The 24,738-nt window shown below is 61.9% G+C and carries 22 protein-coding genes and 1 pseudogene; 17 read left to right on the top strand and 6 right to left on the bottom strand.

What is annotated here, in order from left to right:
* Window positions 1-166: 166 nt before the first annotated feature.
* The 10 genes from NVV79_RS08050 to NVV79_RS08095 all read left to right on the top strand — a co-directional run bounded on the left by NVV79_RS08050 (window position 167) and on the right by NVV79_RS08095 (window position 10,362).
* Complete coding sequence (locus NVV79_RS08050) at window positions 167-1,351, top strand: ABC transporter substrate-binding protein (protein ID WP_303987874.1); 1,185 nt, start codon at window positions 167-169, stop codon at window positions 1,349-1,351.
* Between the two features lie 74 nt (window positions 1,352-1,425).
* Window positions 1,426-2,352, top strand: coding sequence for a carbohydrate ABC transporter permease (locus NVV79_RS08055; RefSeq protein ID WP_303987876.1), 927 nt, complete (start codon window positions 1,426-1,428; stop codon window positions 2,350-2,352).
* Window positions 2,349-3,176, top strand: a complete 828-nt coding sequence (locus NVV79_RS08060) for a carbohydrate ABC transporter permease (protein ID WP_303987878.1) — start codon at window positions 2,349-2,351, stop codon at window positions 3,174-3,176. Before NVV79_RS08055 ends, NVV79_RS08060 begins: the two co-directional genes overlap by 4 nt.
* A gap of 10 nt (window positions 3,177-3,186) precedes the next feature.
* On the top strand, window positions 3,187-4,272 hold the full coding sequence (locus NVV79_RS08065; protein ID WP_303987880.1) for an ABC transporter ATP-binding protein: 1,086 nt from the start codon (window positions 3,187-3,189) through the stop codon (window positions 4,270-4,272).
* Between the two features lie 75 nt (window positions 4,273-4,347).
* Entirely contained in the window at window positions 4,348-6,609 is a 2,262-nt protein-coding gene (locus NVV79_RS08070; RefSeq protein WP_303987882.1) for an FAD-dependent oxidoreductase, read from the top strand.
* Window positions 6,610-6,666: 57 nt separating this feature from the next.
* Window positions 6,667-7,536 carry a DMT family transporter gene (locus NVV79_RS08075; RefSeq protein ID WP_303987884.1) on the top strand — a complete coding sequence of 290 codons (870 nt, stop codon included), beginning with the start codon at window positions 6,667-6,669 and terminating at the stop codon, window positions 7,534-7,536.
* 79 nt (window positions 7,537-7,615) lie between these two features.
* Window positions 7,616-8,230 carry a hypothetical protein gene (locus tag NVV79_RS08080; protein WP_303987886.1) on the top strand — a complete coding sequence of 205 codons (615 nt, stop codon included), beginning with the start codon at window positions 7,616-7,618 and terminating at the stop codon, window positions 8,228-8,230.
* Between the two features lie 55 nt (window positions 8,231-8,285).
* A complete protein-coding gene (locus tag NVV79_RS08085; protein ID WP_303987888.1) occupies window positions 8,286-9,080 on the top strand; it encodes an IclR family transcriptional regulator C-terminal domain-containing protein in 795 nt (264 codons plus the stop codon).
* Between the two features lie 134 nt (window positions 9,081-9,214).
* Window positions 9,215-9,829, top strand: a complete 615-nt coding sequence (locus NVV79_RS08090; protein ID WP_303987891.1) for a glutathione S-transferase family protein — start codon at window positions 9,215-9,217, stop codon at window positions 9,827-9,829.
* Between the two features lie 20 nt (window positions 9,830-9,849).
* The gene (locus tag NVV79_RS08095) at window positions 9,850-10,362 is read left to right on the top strand and encodes a cupin domain-containing protein (RefSeq protein ID WP_303987893.1); all 513 of its coding nucleotides are present in this window, start codon (window positions 9,850-9,852) and stop codon (window positions 10,360-10,362) included.
* Between the two features lie 334 nt (window positions 10,363-10,696).
* On the opposite strand, the gene NVV79_RS08100 is transcribed toward NVV79_RS08095, so the two are convergent.
* The 3 genes from NVV79_RS08100 to rraA are packed head-to-tail and all read right to left on the bottom strand — an operon-like array spanning window position 10,697 to window position 12,150.
* Window positions 10,697-11,266, bottom strand: coding sequence for a hypothetical protein (locus NVV79_RS08100; protein ID WP_303987895.1), 570 nt, complete (start codon window positions 11,264-11,266; stop codon window positions 10,697-10,699).
* A gap of 54 nt (window positions 11,267-11,320) precedes the next feature.
* Complete coding sequence (locus tag NVV79_RS08105) at window positions 11,321-11,659, bottom strand: class II aldolase/adducin family protein (RefSeq protein WP_303987896.1); 339 nt, start codon at window positions 11,657-11,659, stop codon at window positions 11,321-11,323.
* Complete coding sequence (gene rraA, locus NVV79_RS08110) at window positions 11,656-12,150, bottom strand: ribonuclease E activity regulator RraA (RefSeq protein WP_303987898.1); 495 nt, start codon at window positions 12,148-12,150, stop codon at window positions 11,656-11,658. Before rraA ends, NVV79_RS08105 begins: the two co-directional genes overlap by 4 nt.
* Before the next feature lie 241 nt (window positions 12,151-12,391).
* Here rraA and NVV79_RS08115 point away from each other — a divergent pair, with 241 nt between their 5' ends.
* The 4 genes from NVV79_RS08115 (at window position 12,392) to NVV79_RS08125 (ending at window position 16,623) form a co-directional block, all read left to right on the top strand.
* Window positions 12,392-13,351, top strand: coding sequence for a VOC family protein (locus tag NVV79_RS08115; RefSeq protein WP_303987901.1), 960 nt, complete (start codon window positions 12,392-12,394; stop codon window positions 13,349-13,351).
* A gap of 123 nt (window positions 13,352-13,474) precedes the next feature.
* On the top strand, window positions 13,475-14,242 hold the full coding sequence (locus tag NVV79_RS22555) for an MFS transporter (protein ID WP_369684708.1): 768 nt from the start codon (window positions 13,475-13,477) through the stop codon (window positions 14,240-14,242).
* Complete coding sequence (locus tag NVV79_RS22560; protein ID WP_369684709.1) at window positions 14,242-14,922, top strand: MFS transporter; 681 nt, start codon at window positions 14,242-14,244, stop codon at window positions 14,920-14,922. The genes NVV79_RS22555 and NVV79_RS22560 overlap by 1 nt, the downstream gene beginning before the upstream one ends.
* 33 nt (window positions 14,923-14,955) lie before the next feature.
* Entirely contained in the window at window positions 14,956-16,623 is a 1,668-nt protein-coding gene (locus NVV79_RS08125; protein ID WP_303987902.1) for a thiamine pyrophosphate-binding protein, read from the top strand.
* 76 nt (window positions 16,624-16,699) lie between these two features.
* Here NVV79_RS08125 and NVV79_RS08130 read toward each other — a convergent pair whose 3' ends face one another.
* From NVV79_RS08130 to NVV79_RS08140, 3 genes and pseudogenes are all read right to left on the bottom strand, one after another.
* Window positions 16,700-18,370: a carboxylesterase/lipase family protein gene (locus NVV79_RS08130; protein ID WP_303987922.1), complete on the bottom strand. Its 1,671-nt coding sequence runs from the start codon at window positions 18,368-18,370 to the stop codon at window positions 16,700-16,702.
* Window positions 18,371-18,619: 249 nt separating this feature from the next.
* Window positions 18,620-20,550 (bottom strand): annotated as a pseudogene (locus tag NVV79_RS08135) (acetoacetate--CoA ligase).
* A gap of 8 nt (window positions 20,551-20,558) precedes the next feature.
* A complete protein-coding gene (locus NVV79_RS08140) occupies window positions 20,559-21,734 on the bottom strand; it encodes an acetyl-CoA C-acetyltransferase (protein ID WP_303987924.1) in 1,176 nt (391 codons plus the stop codon).
* A gap of 86 nt (window positions 21,735-21,820) precedes the next feature.
* Between NVV79_RS08140 and NVV79_RS08145 the strand changes: the two genes are divergently transcribed.
* From NVV79_RS08145 to NVV79_RS08155, 3 genes are all read left to right on the top strand, one after another.
* Window positions 21,821-22,402, top strand: coding sequence for a LuxR C-terminal-related transcriptional regulator (locus NVV79_RS08145; RefSeq protein WP_303987925.1), 582 nt, complete (start codon window positions 21,821-21,823; stop codon window positions 22,400-22,402).
* A gap of 181 nt (window positions 22,403-22,583) precedes the next feature.
* Window positions 22,584-23,741, top strand: coding sequence for a glycosyltransferase (locus tag NVV79_RS08150; RefSeq protein WP_303987927.1), 1,158 nt, complete (start codon window positions 22,584-22,586; stop codon window positions 23,739-23,741).
* Entirely contained in the window at window positions 23,738-24,736 is a 999-nt protein-coding gene (locus tag NVV79_RS08155; protein WP_303987929.1) for a glycosyltransferase family 2 protein, read from the top strand. The genes NVV79_RS08150 and NVV79_RS08155 overlap by 4 nt, the downstream gene beginning before the upstream one ends.
* Window positions 24,737-24,738: the final 2 nt, after the last annotated feature.

A 24,738-nucleotide genomic window follows, 5' to 3' on the forward strand; every position in this document is an offset into this window, starting at 1 on the left:
ACAATTTGTGCGCAATCGGCAAATTTGTGCGCTGTACGCACATAAACTTTGACGGCGAAAAGGGAGAAGCCGGATGGGAAGGTATTATGCAAGGACGCTGGCCACAGTGCTGGCTGCCACATGCAGCTTGGGCGCGATTGCCCAGGCGAATGCCGGGACTGTCACGATGTGGACGTTCCTGAACCCCGAGAACACCTCGGGACGCGAGGTCGCGCTGCGTAACGTGATTGAGAAATACGAAGCAAATCATCCGGGCGTGGACATCGTGGTCGAGCCGCAGGATTGGGCAACGATGACCGAGAAGTTCGTTCTCAGCCATAGTGCCAATCGCGCTCCGGACATCATCTGGAGCGCTCAGGACCTCGGGCTGCTGGTCAATTCCGGCGCCGTTACGTCACTCAATCCGTACCTTGCCGACTGGCTGGCGGAGAACGATGACGACCTGCTGTTCGACAACGCCTATGACAACGCCACCTATGACGGCGAGCTGATGGCCGTTCCGCTGTTCCCCTACTCCGTCCTCGTGTTTTACCGGAAGGATCACTTCGCCCAGGTCGGCCTCACCGAGGATGACCTCGATACCTGGGATGGCTTTGCTGCCGCGGTGAAGAAGCTCCAGGACGCCGGGTTGCCCGGGCTGCTCCTGCCGTTGTCCGAGGACAAACCAAGCAGCACGATCGCCACGACCGCCTACATGGATCTCAACGACGGCCATCTCCTCGCCGAAGGCTGCGTAGCCGATTTCGCTACCGACATCGGCGTACAGGCGCTGACGCTCCAAACGGATATGATCAAAAGCGGCTTGATCTCCCAGGAGGCTGTTGCCCGGACCAACGACGACGCGTGGGACCTCTTTATCGGCGGTAGAGGGAGCATCGTACCCCAGACCAGCGCCCGGGCGGGGGCACTGCTGTCGTCTTCCGATTGGGCGAATGAAGAGACAGTCGGCATCGTCCCGTGGCCATCCTTCACCACCGACCATCACGGCCCCTCGGTGGGCGCATCCTGGCAGGTCTCTCTCTGGAGCGGCTCGCAGAACAAGGAAGAAGCGTCCGATTTCATGGCCTTCATGGCCAGCGAGGAGGGTGCAAAGGAGTGGGCTGTCACGGGTGAGCAACTGCCGCTTCGTGCATCGGTCGCCAACCTGCCCGAACTTTCCGGCGGTGTCTTCGCGCTGAACCAGGCCGCATCAGAGGCGCTCAACGAAACGGGGCGCTTTCCCAGGCCCGGTTGTGCCGAGAGCTCCACAATGGGCGACTGGAACCGCGCCGCTCAGGACGTCCTGCTGAACGGAATCTCCCCAGTTGATGCGCTGCAGGAAGCCACCGACAGCACCAACCGGCGTCAATAGTCCGGCCCGAATGGCCCCGCCTGGCGGTGGGGCCATTCCCGCGATTCCCACATAACTGCGAAAGAGCATACAGAATGGCAGAAGCAGGCGTTGCTACGGTGGTCGGCACGGGGGGCAGAAGATCGAAGCTATTCAGAGTTGGAGAGGTGAAGCCATACCTCTTTGTCCTCCCATTCATCGGCCTTGAGGCACTTTTCCTCCTGCTGCCCCTTGGAATGTCTCTCTACTATAGCCTTTTCGACATCAAATATTTGATCGTCGGAGATTTCGTCGGTCTCCAGAATTATTTCGAGATATTCTCTAACCGACGCTTCCTCGCATCGGTTGGCGTCACAATGACGTTCAGCCTGTTCTCGCTGTTCTTCACGTTCATCGTGGGGTTCGCACTGGCCCTGTGGTTAGTAAAGGACAACGGCCACAGCGTGTTTATGCGCGCGATCATCCTCGTGCCATACGTAATCTCCATGCTTGTGGGCTCACTCCTGCTCAAATGGGTGCTGTCGCAGGACGCAGGTCTGACCGACCTGCTGCTGGGGCCGCTCGGGATTCCTAGTCTGAGCATTCTGGGCGATCCGAGCACCGCGATGGCGGCCATAGTCTACAACGGCGTATGGCGGGACTCGGCATTCGCCATGATGCTGCTCATGGCTGGTCTCAAGAGCATTCCCCTTCATATCTACCAGGCGGCCAAGGTGGATGGGGCGTCTAAGCTCTATACCTTCTGGCGCATCACGCTGCCGCTGATGCGAATGCCCATCCTCATCACTCTGGTCCGGCTCCTGCTCTACTTCGTCAACTCCCTCACCTTCCAACTGGTTCTCACCGGCGGTGGTCCGGCCGGAGCGACGACAAACATCGTGCTGCACATGTACCGCTCTGCCTTTGAGGACAGCCTGCTAGGCTTGGGCAATGCCATGTCGTTTGTGTTGTTCCTGTTCAACCTCGCCATCATCGCGGTGATCATCATTCTGTTCCGCGTATCCGGGAGAACGCCAAAATGAGAAGGGCTACCGTTCAAAAGATGGTCAACGTCATCGTCTCGGTGATCGTCACTGTCATTGTGCTGTTTCCAATACTCTGGGGGCTGTCGACTTCGCTGAAATCCACCGACCGCATCCTGAAAGTGCCGCCAGACGTCGTCCCCAACCCGCCGGTGCTCGACCACTACTACTCGATCTTCGAGCGCGGCCTGGGCCGATATCTGTTCAATACTGTGGTGGTATCCTCGATTACGGTGTTGGTGGTCCTGCTATTGGGGTTCATGGCCGCGTATGCGCTGGCGCGGATGGAATTCAGGGCCAAGAGGGCAATCACCACCGGCCTTCTCATCATCATGAGCATCCCGCTGGCCTCGCTTCTCGTGCCAACGTTCACCCTACTCGCCAATCTGAACCTGCTGGACACGCGCACGGGCCTGGTGCTGCTCTATACGACCTACGAGTTGCCGCTGACGATCTGGCTCATCTCCAACTATATCAAGACGATCCCAGAATCCTTCGAGCACGCTGCCCTTATCGACGGCTATTCGCGAGGGGCGGTGATGCGCAAGGTTACCTTGCCACTGGCCATGCCAGTAGTCATCGCCTCTAGCCTGTTCACGCTTACCTTCGCGTGGAACGACTTCATCGTCGCGGTCACGATGAACGCCTCGGAGGGCATCAAGACCTTACCGGTGGGGATTTACAACTTCCTGGGAATCTTCAGCCGCGAGTGGGGGCCGCTGACCGCCGCAGCGATGATCTCAATCATTCCAATCGTCATTATCTTCGTCGTGTTCCAGAGATACTTCGTCTCCGGACTCACTGGTGGTGGCGCAAAAGGCTAGGGGTCCAAACATGGGCAAGACAGTTGAATTCTGTGAAGTAGGCAAAAATTTCGGATCCGTGAGTGCCCTGCAGGGCCTCAACCTGAAGATCGAGGAGGGCGAGTTCGTCTCCTTTCTCGGACCGTCGGGCTCTGGCAAGACGACATCCCTGAACATGCTGGCAGGGCTGCTTTCTGTATCGGCCGGCGAAATCAAGATAGCCGGCCAGCGCGTCAACGAGGTGCCTCCGGAGCGTCGGAACATCGCGATGGTATTCCAGAACTACGCGCTCTACCCGCATCTCACGATTGCGGAGAACCTGGCATTCCCCTTGCGGGCACGCCGGGGCATGTCCAAGGACGAGATCGGCAAGCGCGTGAACGACGCGGCGGCCGTCCTTGGCGTGCCAGACCTGCTTGAACGCTATCCCAAGGAGCTGTCTGGAGGGCAGCAGCAACGCGTCGCGTTGGGTCGGGCGTTGATCCGCGATCCGGGTGTTCTGCTGCTCGACGAGCCTCTGTCCAATCTCGACGCGAGGCTTCGCATCCGCATGCGGCGGGACATCAAGAAGCTCCATGAGCGGCTCGGTGCGACGATTGTCTACGTTACGCACGATCAGGCCGAAGCGCTTACCCTCTCCTCGCGTATCGCCGTCTTCAATTTGGGTTCGTTGCAGCAGTTCGGGACCCCTGAGGAGATCTACAACAAGCCCGTCAACACGTTTGTCGCCAACTTCCTCGGCGAACGCGAGATGACGTTCGTGGAGGGCTCTATCGAAGAGCGCCAGGGTCGGCAGTGGTTCACGGCCCCAGGCGTAACTGTTCCGGTAGCCCATGAGACGCCACCCTCGCAGGCCGTGACCTTGGGCATCCGCGCTGAGACCCTGAAGCCAGTGCCAGCCGAGGGCGCCCTTATATCGGGAGAGGTGCGCGAGGTCGAACACTCTGGTGCCGATCTCATCCTCTACGTGACGGTCGGCGTCCAGCGGGAACTCGTCGTCAGGACCGAAGCGAACTCCGGTTTCGAGAAGGGAGACAGGATAGATCTGGGACTGGCGCAGTCCCATTTCCATCTCTTCGACACCGCCACAGGCGTGGCGCTGGCGCCTCGCGTCTGACGCGATTCCCAAACGCCGCAGGGCGCGCCGTGCGCGCGCCCCAGCTCGCCCAACTTTCCAAGCAAGTGGTTTGCCATGAGATCTTTGAGTCTAGCCGTAGATGTTGCTGTCGTTGGTGGAGGTCTTGCAGGGGTGTGCGCCGCCATCGCCGCAGCTCGTCAGGGGACCAAGGTTGTTCTGGTTCAGAACCGTCCCGTGCTGGGCGGGAATTCCTCAAGCGAGGTCAGGGTGCCCGTCGCTGGCGCGACGGGTCTGATGCACAACAGGTTCGCCAGGGAGACCGGCATCATCGGCGAGTTGCTGGTCGAGAACCAATACCGCAACAAGGCAGGCAATGTCCTTATTTGGGACGCCCTGCTGCTAGAATGGGTGAAGCGCGAGACCAACATCCGGCTTCTACTGAACACTGAGGTCCACCAGGTCCGTTCTACGCCGCTCAACGAGCCGGGAACGGCTGCGATCTCGGAGCTTGTCGCCTGGACCTCCGGCGCGGAGACAGAATGGACCATATCGAGCAAAGTCTACATCGACTGCACTGGTGATGGCTTCGTCGGCGCTTCTGCGGGCGCGCAGTTTCGGCTCGGTCGGGAAGCGAAGGCCGAGACGAACGAGCAGTGGGCGCAACCGGCAGCCGATGCCTATTCCCTAGGCAGCACCATCCTATTCTATACCAAGAAGAGCGACGTCGCTGTCCCCTTCGTCAAGCCATCCTTCGCCATCGACATCAAGGCGGCTGGCGTGCCCATCAGCCGGATTGACGCGGCAGATGACTCCGGCGCGAAGTACTGGTGGATCGAGTATGGCGGCATGCTCAACACAATCGATGACTACGACGTCATCCGGGACGAGTTGTGGGGGATTGTCTACGGGATATGGGACCACATCAAGAACTCGGGGCGGTTTGACGCAGACCACTTGACACTGGAATGGGTGGGAACGGTGCCGGGCAAGCGCGAGTCCCGGCGGCTTACCGGCGACTACACCATCACGCAGACCGATGTTATGAACCAGCGCTCGTACGCTGATACCGTGACGTTTGGCGGGTGGAGCGTCGACCTTCATGATCCCGGCGGCGCATACGCCCAAGGCACTCCGGATCGGCATATGGTGTCCGATGGCGTGTTCGACATTCCCTACCGCGCCCTCTATTCGAAGAATGTTGCCAACCTGCTGTTCGCCGGCCGCAATATTTCCACGACCCATGCCGGCAATGGCGCCACGCGCGTGATGGCCACCTGCGCAGCGATGGGCGAGGTGGTCGGGACGGCCGGCGCGCTCTGCGTGGCCAATGACCTCTCGCCGCGCCAGGTCGGCAGCGAGAGGATCGACGACTTGCAGCAGACGCTGCTACGCGCGGACGCCAGCATGATCGGTGTCTCCAACAAGGATCCGGGCGATATGGCGCGCCATGCCGAGGTATCGGCTTCGTCCTATCTCAAGGAAATCGCGCTTGCGGATGCCGCCCCAGAAGACCGAAGGTCCTTAAACACCGACCTGTCGATACTCGTTCCGGTTCATCCGCAGGTCGATGGGGTCGATCTTAAGATCGACGTGCACCGACCGACTACGCTTAGGGCGGAGCTTTGGAACACCGGCACAGGAAGGAACTACATCCCCGGAGACCTGATCGCCACCCTCGACATCGAACTCGCTGAGGGCGACGATCAGTGGATTTCCGCCAATTTCGACTGGCGTCCCAACGATCCGCAAAACGCCCTGGTCGTTCTACGCGAAAACCCGGACGTTTCCATGCACATGTCCAAGGACTACGTTTTCGGGATTCTCACCGCCGAGAAGGCCAAGGATCTTCCCAACAAGTGGTACCAGAAGGACGGCAGCAACCATACGCCGCCCGCGCCGATCCAATGGGCGATCCGCAACCTGAACCGGACATCGCCGGTGATGCGCCTGCGCTCGCTGACCGAGGCGTACTCACCGGAGAAGGTCGCCAATGGCAAGAGCCGCCCCGATAGCGGACCGAATCTCTGGATGTCGGAACGCAGCGATGGTCCCGAATGGATTGAGTTGCGATGGGCCGAGCCGCGGTCAGTCGGGGAGGTGCTGGTCACATTCAACGATGATGTCAACGAAAGGCTTCACAACCTCTTCAGGTACGAAACCGACTTCCGGGTTATTCCCGAGATTGTCAAAAACTACACGCTCGAGGTCGAGGGGGCGCAAGGCTGGGAGCTCATAGTTTCTGTCGATGGAAACAGGCAGCGGCGTCGACGTCATGTGTTGGAAACTCCGGTCGCGACGACGGCCCTGCGTATCGTGTGCATGGAGACCAACGGCAGCCCCTACAAGCAGATCGTTGAGGTGAGGGTCTACGAATGAGGAGCGAGGCCATGCACGGCTCGCGCGCAACAATGCCGTGCGGGATAGGTTGAGGATATGGATGACAAAGCCAGGACTCGGGCCGTTGTCGCCGCGATAGCGGCGGCAGTGATGTTCGCCTTCATGGACACGATCGCCAAGGAGCTTGCGCGGTCTATTGCAACCATCCAGGTCGCCTGGGCCAGATACGCATTCCACGCAATTGCCGTGCTGGCGGTGCTCCTCTACAAGCGGCAGAGTATCTTGCTTACGCGAGAGCGAATCGGCCTCCAGCTGCTGCAATCGCTATGTCTGCTGGCGAGCACCATAGCGATGTACCAAGCCTTGCAGCAGATTCCGCTGGCGATGGCGACCACGCTCCAATTTGCTTCGCCGTTTTTCGTCGTGCTCATTTCGGTCGTGCTGCTGCGCGAGGAGCAGAGCTGGCTGAAGCTCGGCGTGACAGTGACCGGCGTTATTGGTGTCGCGATCATGGTTCGTCCCAGCGGAGACCTGCAGGCCGCGACGGTGCTACCTGTGCTGTCAGCGCTGTTCATGGCGGCGTATTACGTTGTGACAAAGAAGCTTTCGGCGCATAACGGCCGCTCCGCGACGCTGTTCCTCATGGCGGCGATTCCCACGGTCATGCTGACGCTGTTCGCGCCGTTCTGGTGGCACGTTCCCACTTTACGGGAGGTCGGGCTGATGATGACCCTCGGGGTGATGGGAGCGGTCGGTCATGGATTGATACTGTATTCGTTCCAGTACGCCGAATCGTCGTCCCTGGCGCCTTACCTGTACATCCAGGTCCTGGTGTCAGGGCTTATAGGGCTGGTTTATCTCCACGAGCCAATCACCACGCAGTTCCTGCTCGGTGGGGGCGTCATACTGACCTCCAGCGCGATCCTACGGATATCGCAGAGGTCGATGGCTACGACGGTGCGGTGATGCAACGACCGGGGCTGAGGATGGCCAACGTGGGGAGGGTCAATCGAAAGTCCCTCTCCTTGGTCCGTTCGAGTGGTCTATGCTTGATGTCGTCAGTTCTCAGGTCGACTGTGGGTCATTTGGCGGTGAGAAAATGAGTATCGTAGCGTTGAAACGTTTCGTGGAGCAGGCGACGAAGGCAGTCAGCGAGATGACTGCCGAAGATATGCTCCTGCAGGAACTAGAGTCGGCGATGGCCGATTTAGTGAGCAACGACGACTGGTTGCCAGAACAGTTCGGTCGGGCGCATGAGCGCTACTATCGCCGGTACCTGCTCCACTGCGATCCGCTGGAACGGTTCTCAGTCGTTAGCCTGGTCTGGGGAGCCGGACAAGGCATGAGCGTGCACAATCACACAGTATGGGGCGTCGTGGGCATGCTGCGCGGGGCCGAGATCAACACCGGCTTCGAGCAGACCGCTGGTGGCAGCCTCGTGCCCCTTGAGGAACGAAGGCTGGAGACCGGCGAGGTGGCGCGCCACTCCCCCGACTTATGGCGACATCCATTCCGCACGCAATGCTTTGAGCGATGGTGTTTCGATCGGCGTGCACGTCTACGGTGGGAATATCGGGCAATTGAGCCGGCAGGTGTTCGACGTGGAGACAGGGCGTTCGATGGATTTCATCTCGAGCTTTGCCTCCGATGTTGTCCCTAACATTTGGCGGCGGGACGCATGAGCGATCCCCGCAGATCCATTTCGAGACGAATTGTTGATCGGTGATGACATGAATGAAAATGCCCCGCCATCCAAGGGAAAGGTCTTCGTAGAGGCCTTCGCGAGAGGGCTGCGCGTCATAGAGGCATTCGGGTCGGACGCTCGAAGACTGAGCGTGGCCCAGGTTGCGAAACGGGCGGACATCGACAGGGCCGTTGCACGGCGGCTTCTCTATACCCTGTTGGAGCTTGGCTACCTCAAAACTGACGGGAAGCAGTTTGAGCTCACACCGCTGGTCCTCCGCCTGGGTTTCTCATTCATATCCAGCGTCGATCTGGGAGGACGCATCCAGCCCTACCTGGATCAGCTCTCGCAGCGCGTGCAGGAATCCGTCTCGGTGACCGTGCTGATGGGGACGGAGATCACCTATGTGGCCCGCTCCGATGGGGCCGCGAGACCGGTTAACTTCGTGGCGCTCACCGGATCAAGCCTGCCGGTCTCAGCGACGTCCTCCGGCCGCCTACTACTTTCCACACTACCGGACGAGGAAGTGGAAAAGGTGCTCAGGGAGGCCCCTATCGTCAAATACACCCCTAGCACGGTGCTGGACCGGAACGAACTTCTCAAGATAGTCCAGCAGTCGCGGATCGACGGATGGGCCGTTGTGGAGGAGGAATTAGAGATTGGCTTGGTGTCGGGCTCGGTCCTGCTTCGATCGCGGTCGGGCGTCGATGTTGCGGCGCTCAACGTCAGCTCTCATCGGAGCCGGAGCGATCGGCGACGAATGGTCGAGGATCTCATCCCCCAGCTTCGGCAGACCGCCGATAGCCTTCAGGAGCTTCTGCTCTAGAGGAGGGATGGCGGAGGGTGCGATCCAACTCTACCAGTGTCCTCGTCATCGACGACAACGAATCCCGTCCAATTTGGCGAGGCTGAATCAAGGCGCGGACCTCACTGCTCTTTCTGTTAAGTGATCGAAACCAGATGAAGCTTCTCTATTCGCCAACTTCTCCTTACGTTCGGAAGGTTACAATCGTCGCCATGGTCACCGACCTTGCCGACGCGATAGAGCGTGTTACCGTCGCGCCGCACCCGCTCGTGCCTGATCGGACGCTGACCACGATTAATCCATTGGGCAAAGCGCCGACGCTGATTTGCGATGATGGCACCATTCTCTATGACAGCCGCGTCATCATCGAATACCTCGACGCACGGACGCGCGCTGCCAAGGTGATCCCGCCCGGCGACCTGCGCTGGAAGGCCCTTGCCCGGCAGGCGCTCGGAGACGGGATTCTCGATGCCGCGCTGCTGCTGCGCTACGAGGGTCTGGTGCGCGAGCCTGCACTGCAGTCGCATCCCTGGCGGCGCGGGCAGGAGGCGAAGATCGACGCTGCGCTTGAAGTGGCTACCCATCAGCTAGCGATCACCAATCTTGAATTCGACGTCGGCAATATCGCTATCGGTGCTGCTTTGGGCTTTCTCGACTTCAGGTTGCCCGAACTGGAATGGCGGTTGAGGCATCCAGCCCTGGCGAACTGGTTCGCCGCCTACGATGCCCAGCCTATCGCCCTGGCGACGCGTCCCGTATCGCCCATATAAGACCACGGAAGGAGGTTTCCATGAGCCGTGAGCCTAATTGCGACCCCGAGCACCAGCCAGCGCACAATCACGACCATTGGCGGAACGAGGGCGTCCGCGTCATCAAGGGAAACCAGCTCGATCATAGCACCGCGCAGACGCCCGGCATGTTCAGGCAGGCGGCCATCAACTACGCTCGCGTTGGTGCGAAGAATATCTGGGCTGGCACTGTTCGCATCGACCCAGATGCAAAGACTGGCGTACATCACCATGGTCCGCTCGAAAGCGTGATTTATGTGGTGACCGGTCGGGCTCGGCTTCGTTGGGGCGAAAAGCTGCAATACGTAGCGGAGGCCGGACCAGGGGATTTCATCTACGTGCCGCCCTATGTGCCGCACCAAGAGATCAACGCCGATCCGGAGGTTCCATTGGAGTGCGTGCTCGTACGGTCAGACAACGAAGCCGTTGTAGTGAACATCACGGACATCGATCCTGTTGAACCGCCCCAAGAGGTTTACTGGGTGGACCCCATCCATCGACATCCCCCCGACTGATAGCTCGTTGCGGTACGAACTCGACCATCTTGGACTGTAGTCTCGCTTGGAGGGCACCCAAGGCACAGCAACAACACCAGCGACGGAACCTTCGATCAGGCACGTCACCCCCGCCAACACGACCGCGCATCAGCCGAGGACATCGTGGAATTGAAGCAGCGCCGAGAATTGCTGGTTGCCGCCATCGGCACACTGCCTCGCCGTCACGCCGAGACCGCACGGCTCTGCTACCTCGAAGGCATGACCCTATAGGAAATTGGGCGCGCGTCGGGGCATCAGCCGACAGGGTGCGCATCTATGCTTGCAGTCAGCGCAGGCGGGGATTCAGAAGCGGCTATTCCACTAGCCCCTGTGTGACCCGACCTGCAACGAGCACATGACCGTGCGCGTCATCGACAGCGGAACGCAGATGTTCGTGGGGCACCGGAGCGGCTAGGCGACGAAGAGCCGTCAGGGCAATCTTCTTGGTAGGCGGTAGCGCCGACGTGGGCACCACATAGAATTCCCACTGTCTCGGCTCTCGATGGTCGGCACTGGCATCGACAACAGGGTGAAACGCAAAGACATAGATGTCTGCATTCCGACCTGCTGATGGCACCCAGCCACGACCATCCCATGCCATCTTGCGACTGGCTATGTCGAAGGACGGCTTCGCGGACACCTCGTCCTCCTTGTGCCAAGTCTGCTTGGCGGCCGATTGCTTAACCTCAAGCCGGGTGCCGTCCGGGTGGTCGAAGTCGCATAGCGCCCAGTCGCCTGAACACCACCGCCACGGCTCACCTAGGGCCGCCGCGATAATCGCCTCCGCCAAAGTGGCTCGATGTACATTGTTCACCAGCGGCTGGCCGTAGATGGCCCTCGTGGCCATATCGATGACAGCGGACGTGTGCATGGCTACACCCAAAAGCAACTCCCCCAATGATGATGCGGAGTCTGACAGCGCCGAGTCACGAAGCGATTAACGGCTCATTTTACTGAAATCGTAGATAGTTCGTAGCAATTGCCCCTGTAGGGGGGATGGCATATCTGCGCGCGCCGCATAGAGGCTGGAATGGATGTAGCGCTCGAGGAACCCTCGCGGCGCATCGCTATCGATGGCTTCCCCATCCAGACCGTATTCGACGATGTCGTCAGGCGTTACCAGGGCGGGCGCCAGCGATCGCGACAGCAGGAATCGATCCGGCCGATCGGGATGCCGCATGGAGACATGGCCGAACCCGTCAACCACCCCGCGAGCTGCCAGGATGCGGCTGGCGGCGGCCAGGTCGGCGAAAAGCTGCGTCGGCCTGGCGCTCATTGGTCGGCCGGGGGTAGGGGGCCGGCCTTGGGAAAGCACAGGGCGCCATCTTCGTCGGCGACAATATGGTCACCGCTTTCGACACGGACATCGCCGATGCGAACCGGCAGTCCGACCTGGCCTTCATTGTTTCGTACCGACTTGCGAGGCGTAGTGGCGAGCGCGAGGATGCCGAAATCCAGTTCCTTGAGGGCGGCGCTGTCACGCACCGCTCCCATGATGACGATCCCGGCCCAGCCGTTGCGCTGGGCGGCGCCGGCAACAAGGTCGCCAACCAGCGCGTGGCGCGTCGATGCTCCGGCATCGACCACCATGACGCGGCCGTCGCCCGGGCTTTCTGCAAGGGCCTTCACCTTCGAGTTATCCTCGAAGCACTTGACCGTTTCCACTCGACCCGAGAACCGGACGCGGCCGCCGAAATGGCGCAACGATGGCGGCAAGGTTCCAACGGCCTCCAGATAGTCGTCATAGAGTTCGCATGTCGATTTCATTTGGCCCTCCGATGGCTGTCATCAACCTAGGGCCGGTCTCGCGGCGGGGCCAATGCCTATATGTGCTATCACATATAGCAATGTGAGCTGGTTGTGGGCCGTTGGAGCTGGTGACTAATAGCCAAATCTTATGGCTGACCTGCCGCTTCCAATTTCCGTTTCTACCCCGACGGCGCTATGGGTCAATCGGAGCGATCGAGCGCGGCCAAGCCCGACCACCGCCAGAGCGTGAGGATTTCGAATGAGCGAACCCTGCCATGACATTGCGCATCTGGCGCATGTGGAACTCCTGACGGATCGTTTCGAGCAGAGTCTCGATTTCTTCACCCGCGTCTATGGCCTGGTGCCGAGCCTGCTTGAGGATGGTGTTGCCTATCTGCGCGGCTTTGACGACTACGAGTTCCATAGCCTCAAGCTGACGGCAGCCGATACGACCGGACTCGGCCATGTCGCCTATCGGGCCTCTTCGCCGGAAGCGCTGGACCGGCGCGTTGCGGCAATCGAAAAGCTGGGCGGCGGCATTGGCTGGGTCGATGGTGACGCAGGCCATGGCCAGGCCTTTCGCTTTGCCGACCCCGACGACCATGTGTTCGAGATTTACTACGACACCCGCCGCGCGGAACCGGGTGAGAATCAGAAATCGGCGCTCAAGAACATTGCCAGCCGCTTCACCGGCCAGGGGGTGGCGGCGCGCCGTATCGATCACCTCAATCTCCTGGCCAAGGATGTATCGGCGATCCGCGACTGGATGCCCCGGGCGCTAGGCAGCCGGGTTACCGAATATATCCAGCTCGACAACGGGCGGCTTGGCGGTTGCTGGTTCACGGTCAACAACAAGACCTATGATATTGCCTATACCGAGGACCATACGGGCCATACCGGCCGTTTCCATCACGTCACCTATGCGGTGGACCAGCGTGAGGATGTGCTGCGCGCCGCCGATATCTTCCTTGAGAACGGCGTCCATATCGAGACCGGCCCTCACAAGCATGCCGTGCAGGGCACGTTCTTTCTCTATGTTTACGAACCCGCCGGGAATCGCGTCGAAGTGGCCAATGCCGGCGCCCGCCTGATCCTGGCCCCGGACTGGGAGCCGGTCTGCTGGACCGAGGCCGACCGCAAGAAAGGCCAGGCCTGGGGTCTCAAAACGATCGAGAGTTTTCACACACACGGCACGCCACCTGTCCCCAGTCACGGCTGAGGCCCCTGTTCGAAAAGGGTATTCTCCATTGACCCAGGAAACCGCGGTGATCGTGAGCCTGCATTCCGGCGATCTTGTCCGGGGCTGCGACCTCCGGCTCGCACCCAAGGTGTCGCGCCGGACATGCGGCTCTACGACAACATGGTCGTGATGGGAGCAACACACACCATTTCTGCCCGCGCCATTTCCTTCATCGTGGCAGGCATCGTCTTCATGCAATTGCTGGACGGCGCCATTATCGCCACCTCCCTGCCGGTCATGGCGCAGGACCTGGGGGTGCCGACGCTGTCCATGAGCATCGGCGTGACGTCCTACCTGCTGGCTGCCGCCGTCTTCATGCCGATGTCATCCTGGCTGGCCGACAGGTTCGGCGCGGTTCGCATCTTTCTGAGTGCTATCGCCGTTTTCACCTTGGCCTCGCTGGCCTGCGCCCTGGCACGGGATCTGCCGCAATTCGTCCTGGCGCGGATTGTGCAGGGGATTGGCGGCGCCTTCATGGTGCCGGTAGGAAGGGCTATCGTGCTCGACAGGGCGTCCAAGGACGAGGTGATCCACGTCCTGGCCGCAATGATCTGGCCCGCTCTGGCTGCACCGGTCCTGGGGCCGGTGCTGGGGGGAGCGATCACCACCTATCTCTCCTGGCGCTACAACTTCCTGCTCAATCTCCCCCTGGGATTGGCCGGTTTCATGCTGGTTCTCGTGCTGGTCAAGGACAAGGGGCCGGCACGGCCGCGGCCCTTCGACTGGAAAGGGTTCCTCCTCTCGGCCGGGGGCTGGGGGCGCTGCTCATCGGCCTGGAGTTCTTCGTGCAGGGCGATGAATATGGATGGTTGTCGCTCGGCCTGGCCGCCTTGGGCATCCTTGGCTGCGTTGCCGCCGTGCGTCACCTGATGTCGACGCCGGAGCCGCTCATCAGCCTCGATCCCTTCCGCGTGCCCACTTTCGCCCTGTCGACCATTGCCGCGGGCTCCTACATGCGCCTGGCCGTCGATGCCATGCCGTTTCTCCTGCCACTGCTGCTCCAGGTTGGCCTTGGTTATGATCCGCTGCAGGCCGGCTCGCTGATGCTCGCCTACTTCATCGGCAACATGGCGATGAAGTCGGTAACGACACCAACCCTTCGCCGCTTCGGTTTCCGGGCCGTGCTGGTCGTCAACGGGGTCATCTCCGCGCTGCTTGTGGCAGCCTGCGCCGTATTGCTGCCCTGGATCCCGCTCTGGGCACTCCTGCTGGTTCTCGCCTTATCGGGGCTCAGCCGGTCGATGGAGTTCACCGCACTCAGCAGCGTCGCTTTTGCCGATATCGAGCGCGAGCGGCGTGGTCCGGCCAGTACATTGATCAGCATCGTTCAGCAGATGACCCTGGTCCTGGCCGTGGCTATCGCCACGCTGGCGCTGAAGCTCTCGCAATGGCTCCGCGCTGGGGACGCCATGACATTGTTCGATCTGCAGGTCGCTATCGGAGTCATGGCGGTGTTCGCCGCGCTGTCGACGGCGTTGCTGCTCCGCCTGCCAGGCGATGCCGGTGACGAAATCGCCGGCAGGGCCGCTCCTGCCCCGGCGCAACGATGAGGCCATGATTTTCCAGCTCAGAAAGGTCACTACATGACTGACGCTGCCCGATTTGCCGATACGCGGCGCAATTTCGACCTGCTGGCCGACGCTTTCATACAGGAAGGGGTGGATACGGTTTTTGCCCTCATGGGCGATGCCAATATGTACTGGGCAACCCGCATGGCCGATCGGGGGTGCCGGTTGACCTATGTCCGGCACGAGCATGCGGCAGTCGCAGCGGCGCTTGCCTATGCCCGGCTCAGTGGCAAGGTGGGCGTCGCCACCGTCACCTGCGGGCCGGGGCTGACCAATACATTGACGGCCCTGCCGGCCGCCGCCATCGCGCGGGTGCCGCTGGTGATTTTCGCGGGCGAACCACCGCTCAAGGCCGCCTGGTACAATCAGATGATCGAACAGGCGCCATTCGTTCTGGCGTCCGGCGCGGCCTATCACCGGATGCACGATCCGGCCCGTTTCACCCAGACCGTTCGTGACGCCTTTATCCAGGCACAGGTCGAGCGCCGCCCGGTGGTGCTGGGCGTGCCGATGGACCTGCAGGACCTGCCGGCTGCCGAGGCGACGCTCCCCCAGCCGGCCGCATTGCTGCTGCAGAAGCGCTATCCTGCGGCACCCGACCATCGGGTCATATCTGAACTCGTCGAACAGATTGGCGCTGCACGGCGGGTCGTCGTACTGGGCGGCCTGGGCGCACAGGGCGCGGTCAGCCAGGCCAGGTTGCTGGCCGAGCGCTGTGACGCCTTGCTGGCCACCACATTGCCAGCGCGCGGCCTGTTCAACGACGATCCGTTCTCGGTCGGGATCGCGGGCGGCCTTTCCAGTCCGCTGGCTGCCGAACTGCTGGCCGAGGCAGATATTGTCCTGGCCTTTGGAGCCTCCCTCGCGCACCATACTTCCATGGGCGGCAAGGTCTGGCCCAGGGCGCGAACGGTGCAGGTCGATACCGATCCGCAAGTCCTCAATCAGGGCCGGGCGGTCGCTGACCTCTTCGTCCAGGCCGACGCCAGCTCGGCTATCGAGGCCCTGCTGGAGCGGCTGCCGGCGCGCGCCTCTCGTTGGCGGACCCCGGAGCTGGCAGAACGGCTGCGACAGGCTCCCGCATTTTCCGAGACGATGGATCGCGACGATCAGGGAGCCTTCGACCCACGCCAGGTGGTAATGGCGCTCGACGCGGTCATTCCGCCTGACTGGACAATCGTTAACACGTCGGGTCACGTGTCCAGCTTTACCGCGCAAATGCAGCACCGCCCCTTCGGCCGCTTTCTGACCATTCGGGAATTTGGCGCCATCGGCAACGGAACCTCGTTCGCGCTGGGCGCTGCCGCCGCGCGCCGGGGCGAGCCCGTGGTGCTGCTTGATGGTGACGGAAGCCTGTTGATGCATATTCAAGAACTCGAAACCGTCGCGCGCCACAATTTGCCGGTGCTGGTCGTCGTGCTGAATGATGGCGCCTATGGTTCGGAAATCCACAAACTGCGGGCGCGCGGCATGAGCGATGCGGGAGCCGTATTCGGTTCGCCGGATTTTGAGACCATTGCGCGTGGTTTCGGGTTCACCGGCGAGCGGTTGGGCGATCTGGGACGTCTCGATGTCCTGATGGCCGGGTTCGCCGCTTCACGGGTGCCTAGCCTGATCGATATCCCGATCCGGCAGGACGTTGTGTCGGGGCAGATGAAACGGCTGGCGGCCAGCAAGTCCTAAATCTCGGAAACGACGTGTGTCGGTATCCGATAGCCAGCGATGAGAGGGCACCGAAGCGCCCTCTCAATGAGATATACTATTCCCCGAATATGTCGGCGTCGGTCCAGCCGAGCGCTTCCAGAACCATGCGGCGATGATAGGCGTCGCGTGAAGGATAGATGGTCTGGGTCCGCATTTCGGCCTCGCCCTGATGGAAGCGCATGAACTGGCCATTCGATTCCGCGGTCACTGTCCCCCATTCGGGCAGGCCTTCGCCATTCGGATTGCCGGTCTTGATGAAGTTGGCCAGGTACGACATGGCCAGCTTTTCCATGGCGAGGTCCGGATCGGTCCATGGCCGCTGATCGTCTGCGTCCGCATCAAGGGCGCCGGTGAAATAGTAGTTGTCGGCCGCGTGATAGGCTCCGTGAAAGCCTTCCTCGTCGCCCGGAGGGGCATGGTCCCAGTAGTACAGGTAGATATCGGCATCGTCGTTGTGGGCCTGCGCATATTCCGCGCCGATCCGCACATACTGGAACATGCGATCATTTTGCATACGCAGCCATAGCCGGTAGGCGTCCAGGTCGGTCATCGGGACGTAAAGATCGAAGACTTCGTCACTCTCCCCGCCTGCCATATAGGGCCGGGCAGTGGCGAGTTTCATCACTTCGGTCTTGTATTCCTCCGGCGACATGACGCCTTCGGGGTCGCCGTTCAGGCCGGTCCGCTCGTCGGCCGTCTGCCCGATCATGATATCGATGCCTTCGATGGCGCCGGGTTGCAACAGATTGACGGAATCCTCCGTCATGGTGTGGCGGTCGATCGTATAGAACTGGTTGGTGGCCACGGCACCGGCCATCTGGTTGTAAAGCGTCTGCTTGCGGCCACCGAAGGGTGCATTCCATGCCTCGGCCTCTATGGCCCGCAGGTCGGCAAGCGTCACGGGCTCGCCGAAGAGTTCGTTGAGCGCCGCCTGGTTCTGCTCCATCTTGGTCGCGCCATCGACGACCTTGCCGGGCAGAAAGCCGGTAAAGCTCGAAGCGATGAATGCGCGCTGGTAGAGACCGTCAGCGAGCGGGGTTCGCAGCAGGGCGACGGAATTCTCGCCGCCGGCCGACTGGCCGCCGAATGTGACCATGTTCGGGTCGCCGCCAAAGCCGGCGATATTGTCCCGAATCCATTCCAGCGCATCGACAAGGTCAAGCACGGCATAGTTGCCTACGGCACCATCCGCCTCTTCGGCCAGCTCTGTCAGGGCCAGGAAACCGAGGGCACCGAGACGATACTGAACCGACACGACCACAATGCCCTGCGCAGCCAGTTCTTCCGCCTGCAGGTCGTCATACTGCGCCGAGCCGGTCCGGTTGGCTCCCCCGTGGATGAGCATGTAGACGGGTAGCTTGGCATCGGCATTCTGGGCCGGCGTCCAGATATTGAGGTTGAGCCCGTCGTCGCTGGCGAGCGGATCGGATGCCGGATCGAAGTCCTGCAGCATCTTGGGACCTGCCGTGTCGGCGACCAGCACGCCTTCCCATGGCTCGACAGGTGGTGCAGGCCTCCAGCGATTCTCTCCGCCGACATTGCCGGCAAACGGCACGCCCAGAAACGCGGTGACACCCTCCTGGTCGGAAGGAATGCCCTGGACCAGGCCTCCTTCCACTTCGACATTCCCCAATGGTGTTTCCTGCCCAAAGGCCAGCGATGTCAGAAACATCGTGGCACAGATGGTCGGCAGCAGCGCAGCGCGAGCGATGCGATCAAGAGACATTTCGTCCTCCCAAGTTGATCTTGATGTGCAAGTCCTGGGAGCGCTGTGGCAGTGGCATTATTTTACGGCACCGTCGCATCTTCCGATGGACGCCAAGACCTGCCGAGGAAGGCCATTGAAGACCCAAACGGGCGGGTAGACCTGCCAATGCTATAGCAGTTATTGGTCGAATACGCCCTGAAGCCCGGCGCGGGACTCTTATGTCACGCCATCATCCGATGCCGAACCGCCTCAGGTCCTGTGCCGCCGTTACTCGCGCAGCGCGGGGAGGTCACGAAAGGCGTCGAGGCATTCCGGATTTGCCAACGCGGTGGTGTTCCTGACCGGCCGTCCATGGATCACGTCCCGGACCGCCGACTCGGAAATCTTGCCCGATCGGGTGCGCGGAATATCGCTGACTGCGAGAATCCTGGCAGGCACGTGTCGCGGGCTGACGCTCTTGCGGATTGTCGTACGGATGCGCTTTTCGAGGGCATCGTCGAGCTGTTCGCCCGGTCGGAGCCGCACGAACAGGATGACGCGCTGGTCACCATCGATATCCTGGCCGACGGCCAATGACTCGGTGATTTCCGGTACGGTCTCGACCTGGCGATAGATTTCGGCCGTGCCGATGCGAACGCCGCCGGGATTGAGCGTCGTGTCCGAACGGCCGTGGATCACATAGCCACCGGACGGACGCTCCTCGGCATAGTCTCCATGCGCCCACAGGCCGGGAAACCTGCCGAAATAGGCGTCCCGGTAGCGTGAGCCATCGTCATCGCCCCAGAATTTCACCGGCATGGACAGATGCGCCGTCCGACATACCAGTTCACCGGGCTGACCGGTGACAGGCGAGCCATTCTCGTCCAGAGTGTCCATATCCATGCCCAGCAGGGCGCATTGCAGTTCGCCCCGGCGCACCGGCAGCAGCGGATTGCCACCGAGGAAGCAACCGCAGATATCGGTCCCCCCGAAATAGAGGCGAGATGCACATCCCGCTTCCAGTCCGCATAGACATAGTCGAAACTTGCCGGGATGAGGGGCGAGCCGGTCGAGAGGATCAGCCGCAGCCTGTCCAGCCGGTGCGTGCTGCCGGGCTTCAGCCCGGATTTGAGGCAGGTGTCGATATATTTGGCGCTGGTGCCGAATACGGCGATGTCCTCGGCATCGATCAGGTCGAGCAGGCGTTCCGGCGCCGGGTAGAACGGATTGCCGTCGTAGGTGACCAGCGTGGCGCCCACGGACAGGCCGGACACCTGCCAGTTCCACATCATCCAGCCGCAGGTGGTGAAGTAGAAGAAGCGCTCGTCCGCGCGCAGGTCGCAATGCAGCACCAGTTCCTTCTTGTGCTGCAACAGCAGCCCGCCCGCGGAATGGGTGATGCATTTGGGTTTGCCTGTCGTTCCGGAGGAAAAGAGGATGGCCAGGGGCGCTTCGAACGCCATGCGCCGAAATTCGATTTCCCGCGGCGCGTGCTGGCCGAGGGCCTCGTCCCAGGCAATGACGGGCAGGTCGTCGAACTGGTCGGACATTGGCCCGATGACCACGATGCGGCTCAGCCTGCAGCCGGCGGCCACGGCGCGGATCGTCGGTGCGACATCGATCTGCTTGCCGGCATAGGCATAGTTGGAGACCGCGATGAGGACTTTCGGATCGACCTGGCAAAGCCGGTCCGCGGCTCCTGCCGGCCCGAAATCGGGCGAGCACGACGACCAGATTGCGCCAATTGCCGAACAGGCCAGGTAGCTGACGATCGCCTCGATATCGTGGGTTATGATGGCCGCGACCCGATCGCCTTGCCCGACGCCATTTTCCGCCAGGACCTGCACCATGCGGGACACGGCCTCATAGAGGGCCTGCCGCGTCATGGTTCGTCGCGTGCCGTCGTCCCGATGGGCGATGATGGCCAGGCCATCGTCCCTCCGGGACAGCAGGTTCTCGGCATAGTTGAGGCGTGCGCCAGGATAGAAGCGCACGTCACGTTGCTCCTCGGCAGGCAAGAACGCCGTGTCGGCGCGATCCCCGATAATGCCAAGGCGATCCCAGAGCTCGCCATGGAATGCATCGGGTGCCGCGATCGACCAGGCATGGAGCGCGGCATAGTCGGCCGGATCCGCTCCATGCAGCGCGCGCGTCGCATCGGCGAAGGCCCACATCGCGGTGCGTTCGATATCGGTCGGGCGCCAGAGAATATCGTTCATGACCGGCCTCAGCGCTCGACACACATGGCGATACCCATGCCGCCGCCGATACACAGTGTGGCGACACCGCGGCGGACGTTCAGCCGGGTCATTGCATGGACCAGCGTGGTCAAAATGCGCGCGCCGGATGCGCCGATCGGATGGCCCAGGGCAATGGCGCCGCCATTGACGTTGACGCGATCTGGATCGATCTCCAGCCCGCTTACGACCGCCAGGCTCTGCGCCGCAAAGGCCTCGTTGGCTTCCCAAAGATCGACATCGCCTGCCTCCCAGCCTGCCCGCGCCAGGGCCTTTCTGGATGCGGAAATCGGGCCGAGCCCCATGATTTGCGGATCGAGCCCGGTGGTCGCCCAGGACACGATCCGTGCCATGGACGTCGCCCCATGCCGATTCCGGGCAGTGTCCGACATCAGCACCAGCGCGGCGGCGCCATCATTGATGCCGGACGCATTGCCTGCGGTCACCGTGCCGGTGTCGTCGAAGGCCGGCCGGAGCTTGGCCAGCGCTTCGAGGCTGGCATCGTGGCGGATGAATTCATCTTCCGCGACCACCAGTTCTCCCTTGCGGGACGGTATCGTCACAGGCACGATCTCGTCGGCGAAATACCCCTGCCGCGTCGCTGCCGACGCTTTCCGATGCGAAGCCAGGGCAAAACTATCCTGGTCGGCACGAGCAATGCCGCATTGCCGCACGACGTTTTCAGCCGTCATGCCCATGGCATAACCATAGAAGGCATCCGTCAGCCCATCGCGCATGACCGTATCGACCAGCTCGATATCGCCGAGCTTCCTGCCCGCGCGCAGATTGGCGACATGGGGCGCCTGGCTCATGGATTCCTGTCCACCCGCGACGATGATCTCGGCATCGCCGGCAAGAATTTGCTGATAGCCGAAGGCCACCGCACGAAGTCCCGAGCCACACACCTGATTGACGCCGAAGGCAGTGCTCGTATCCGCCATACCGGCGGCGCGGGCGGCCTGGCGGGCAGGATTCTGGCCGGCACCAGCGCCGAGGACCTGCCCCAGAATGACCTCTTCAACCGCGTCCGGTCCGATCCCTGCCGCAGCAGTTGCCGCGCCAATGGCGACGGCGCCGAGCTGATGCGCTGCCAGGGTCGACAAGCCGCCACAAAGGGTTCCGATGGGCGTGCGTTTCGCGGAAACGATGTGAATATCGGCGGGCATGTGCGGTCCTCAGGCAGCGTTTCGACGCTCATTGCCGGCGAGGTTAGCGCTTGCGGGCCAGCAGCGGTTAGACGTATTTATACGTCATGACTGCACGACCAGCCACGACCCGGCAGTTTGCGCTCGAGGCGATGCCCGTACCGATGGTCTTTGCCACCCACAGGATCATTCGCGAGGTCAATCCGGCCTTTTCGGCGCTCTTCGGCTATTCCCCCGACGAGCTGGTCGACCAGAGTTTCAACACTCTCTATCCACGCCTCGCCGACTTCGTCATGGTCGGCAACCTGTGGCGAAAGAACTTCTCCGGTGGTCGGACCTATACCGACGAACGCATCATGAAGCGGCGGGACGACACCCGATTCTGGTGTCGCGTGCGTGGGCGCTCGATGATCGAGGCCGATCCATTCTCGGAAGCGATCTATTGTTTCGATGAAATGGCGCGGCCGGTTCTGGACCACCGCGACGGCCTGACCGATCGCCAGCGCCAGATTCTTTCGCTCATCGCGCTGGGCAAGACCAGTGCGGCGATCGCCCAGGAACTCGGCCTCTCCCGCCGCTCGGTCGATACCCACCGCTTGCGCCTGTTGCGCGCGCTCGGGCTCGGCAATACCGCCGAACTCATGGCCTGGTATTTTGGCGCCGCTGACCATCCGGCCTCGCGCGATTAAGGCGGCTTTTGGGTATGTGCGGCGCGCATGGTTGCGTCACGAGCCATGCCGTTGACCGCATGATGCTCCCATCTTCAACTTGTCGCCTTCCGTGGCATTCCGTCCCGGAGCAGGCGTAGCCCGTGCTGCACGCCGCTTAACCCGAAGCAGGTGGGTTTCCCGCCTGGCAGGAGGCGCGACGTTGCCGAGAATACTCTATCTGGTGCCCAACCTGTCCGACCCCGCCGTGTCGCGGCGGGTGGCGATGTTCCGCCTGGGCGGGGCCGAGGTGGATATTGCCGGGTTCCGCCGGGCAGACGCTCCGCCGGCCGATTTGCCGCTGGCCAATGTGGTCGAACTCGACATCACCCATGATGGACGCATGCTGCAGCGCCTGTTCGCCACCTTGCGCGCCGGGGGCACGGCGAAAGGCTGGGGGAAGGGCTTCGCACGGCCCGACGTTATCGTGGCGCGCAACCTCGAAATGCTGGCAGTGGCGAGCCGGCTGCTGCCGATCTGGCCCGACGCGCCGGCTCTGGTCTACGAATGCCTCGATATCCACCGGCTGATGCTGCGACAGGATGGCGTTGGCGGCGCGATGCGTGCGGTGGAGCGGCGCCTGATGCGACAGGCCGACCTTCTTATCACCAGCTCCCCGGCATTCATCACGAACCATTTCGAAGGTCAGTCGCCGCCTCCACTCGCCCTGGTCGAGAACAAGGTGTTCGCGCCGGACCTGGTTGAAACGGGTCGCAATCCTGTTCTGGCTGGAAAAGCGCAGCCGATCCAGATCGGCTGGTTCGGTGCGCTGCGCTGCAGCCGGTCGCTCGCGGCCCTGCAAGGGCTGGCGGCGGCTTTCGATGGCCGCATCGAGGTCACGCTGCGCGGCCGACCGGCCCTTACGGAGTTTTCCGATTTCCACGGCACGGTCGCCACGGCGCCGCATCTCAATTTTGGCGGCGCCTACAATTATCCCGGCGACCTGGCCGGCATCTACTCGGCCATACACTTTGTCTGGGCCATCGATCTGTTCGAGGAAGGGCAGAACTCCACCTGGCTCCTGCCGAACCGCCTCTATGAAGGGTGCCTGAATGGCGCCATTCCCATCGCGCTGCAAGATACCGAGATGGCCGCCTATATCGAGCGGCTGGGTATCGGCGTGATCGTCCCTGATATCGAGCGTCAAACGCTGGTCGAACTCTTTTCCGGCATGACACCGGAGCGGCTTCGCACGCTGGCCGACGCCGTGGCGCAGCTCGATCAGCGCCTGTTCCGCTGCATCGAGGCGGAATGCCGCCAACTGGTGAACCAGTTGGTGCGCGCGCCAGTTGTCCGCCCGGCGCTGGAGGCAGCCGAATGAGCGCCAAAACGCTGATCATCGTGCCCACGCTCAACGAAGCCCGGCATATCGGGCCGCTGCTCGATGCGCTGCTGGTCGAGGCGGAGGCGCTGGAGGCACGGATCGTCGTGGCCGATGGCGGCAGCAGCGACGGCACGCCCGATATCGTCGCCAGCAAAGCTGCAGCCACGCCGCGCATCGTGCTCATTCACAATCCGCGCCGTATCCAGTCCGCCGCGATCAACCTGGCGGTCGCGACCTTCGGCGCCGACATGGATTACCTCATCCGCATCGATGCGCATGGCAGTTACCCGGCCGATTACTGCCGGACGCTGGTGGCTGAAGCCGAGGAGCGCGGGGTCGGCAGCGTGGTCGTGCCGATGACCACTGTCGGCCACGCGGCATTCCAGCGCGCGGTGGCGACGGCGCAGAATTCGCCCATCGGCACTGGCGGATCGGCGCATCGCACCGGCAAGCTGTCGGGGCCGGTCGATCATGGCCATCACGCCCTGATGCGCGTCGCAGCCTTTCGCGCCGTGGGCGGCTATGACGAGAACTTCCGCTGCAATGAGGATGCCGAACTCGACTATCGCCTGCGTCGCGCCGGCAATGTGATCTGGCTCACCGATCGCACCGGGATGATCTATAGCCCACGGGACACCATGGCCGGGCTGTTCCGGCAATATTTCGGCTATGGCGGCGGCAGGGCGCGCAATATTCTCAAGCACCGGATGCTGCCGCGGCTGCGGCAGTTGGCGCCACTTGCCATCCTGCCGGTCGTGCTGCTGGCGGCTTTATCCATCTGGCACTGGGCTTTCCTCGTTCCACTGGGCCTGTGGGGCATTGGCTGCATTGCGCTCGGCATGCATGCGGCGCGGAAATATTACCCGCAATATGGCATGCCCATGTGGCTTTCTCCCTTGGTCGGCTGGGCTGCGATGATCATGCATTTCGCCTGGTCGTCCGGCTTCTGGCTGCATGTCCTCCAGCGCCCGTTCCGGCGCGAAGCGATGTGAGG

The sequence above is a fragment of the Devosia ginsengisoli genome (assembly GCF_024707105.1).
In the GTDB taxonomy this organism is placed as follows: Bacteria; Pseudomonadota; Alphaproteobacteria; order Rhizobiales; family Devosiaceae; genus Devosia; species Devosia ginsengisoli_A.

What these genes read in the sequence shown, in the direction of transcription:
- NVV79_RS08050 (WP_303987874.1), top strand. Translation starts at nt 167, where the DNA reads ATGTGGACGTTCCTGAACCCCGAGAACACCTCGGGACGCGAGGTCGCG.
- NVV79_RS08055 (WP_303987876.1), top strand. Translation starts at nt 1,426, where the DNA reads ATGGCAGAAGCAGGCGTTGCTACGGTGGTCGGCACGGGGGGCAGAAGA.
- NVV79_RS08060 (WP_303987878.1), top strand. Translation starts at nt 2,349, where the DNA reads ATGAGAAGGGCTACCGTTCAAAAGATGGTCAACGTCATCGTCTCGGTG.
- NVV79_RS08065 (WP_303987880.1), top strand. Translation starts at nt 3,187, where the DNA reads ATGGGCAAGACAGTTGAATTCTGTGAAGTAGGCAAAAATTTCGGATCC.
- NVV79_RS08070 (WP_303987882.1), top strand. Translation starts at nt 4,348, where the DNA reads ATGAGATCTTTGAGTCTAGCCGTAGATGTTGCTGTCGTTGGTGGAGGT.
- NVV79_RS08075 (WP_303987884.1), top strand. Translation starts at nt 6,667, where the DNA reads ATGGATGACAAAGCCAGGACTCGGGCCGTTGTCGCCGCGATAGCGGCG.
- NVV79_RS08080 (WP_303987886.1), top strand. Translation starts at nt 7,616, where the DNA reads ATGCTTGATGTCGTCAGTTCTCAGGTCGACTGTGGGTCATTTGGCGGT.
- NVV79_RS08090 (WP_303987891.1), top strand. Translation starts at nt 9,215, where the DNA reads ATGAAGCTTCTCTATTCGCCAACTTCTCCTTACGTTCGGAAGGTTACA.
- NVV79_RS08095 (WP_303987893.1), top strand. Translation starts at nt 9,850, where the DNA reads ATGAGCCGTGAGCCTAATTGCGACCCCGAGCACCAGCCAGCGCACAAT.
- NVV79_RS08105 (WP_303987896.1), bottom strand. Translation starts at nt 11,659, where the DNA reads ATGAGCGCCAGGCCGACGCAGCTTTTCGCCGACCTGGCCGCCGCCAGC.
- rraA (WP_303987898.1), bottom strand. Translation starts at nt 12,150, where the DNA reads ATGAAATCGACATGCGAACTCTATGACGACTATCTGGAGGCCGTTGGA.
- NVV79_RS08115 (WP_303987901.1), top strand. Translation starts at nt 12,392, where the DNA reads ATGAGCGAACCCTGCCATGACATTGCGCATCTGGCGCATGTGGAACTC.
- NVV79_RS22555 (WP_369684708.1), top strand. Translation starts at nt 13,475, where the DNA reads ATGCGGCTCTACGACAACATGGTCGTGATGGGAGCAACACACACCATT.
- NVV79_RS22560 (WP_369684709.1), top strand. Translation starts at nt 14,242, where the DNA reads ATGTCGACGCCGGAGCCGCTCATCAGCCTCGATCCCTTCCGCGTGCCC.
- NVV79_RS08125 (WP_303987902.1), top strand. Translation starts at nt 14,956, where the DNA reads ATGACTGACGCTGCCCGATTTGCCGATACGCGGCGCAATTTCGACCTG.
- NVV79_RS08130 (WP_303987922.1), bottom strand. Translation starts at nt 18,370, where the DNA reads ATGTCTCTTGATCGCATCGCTCGCGCTGCGCTGCTGCCGACCATCTGT.
- NVV79_RS08140 (WP_303987924.1), bottom strand. Translation starts at nt 21,734, where the DNA reads ATGCCCGCCGATATTCACATCGTTTCCGCGAAACGCACGCCCATCGGA.
- NVV79_RS08145 (WP_303987925.1), top strand. Translation starts at nt 21,821, where the DNA reads ATGACTGCACGACCAGCCACGACCCGGCAGTTTGCGCTCGAGGCGATG.
- NVV79_RS08155 (WP_303987929.1), top strand. Translation starts at nt 23,738, where the DNA reads ATGAGCGCCAAAACGCTGATCATCGTGCCCACGCTCAACGAAGCCCGG.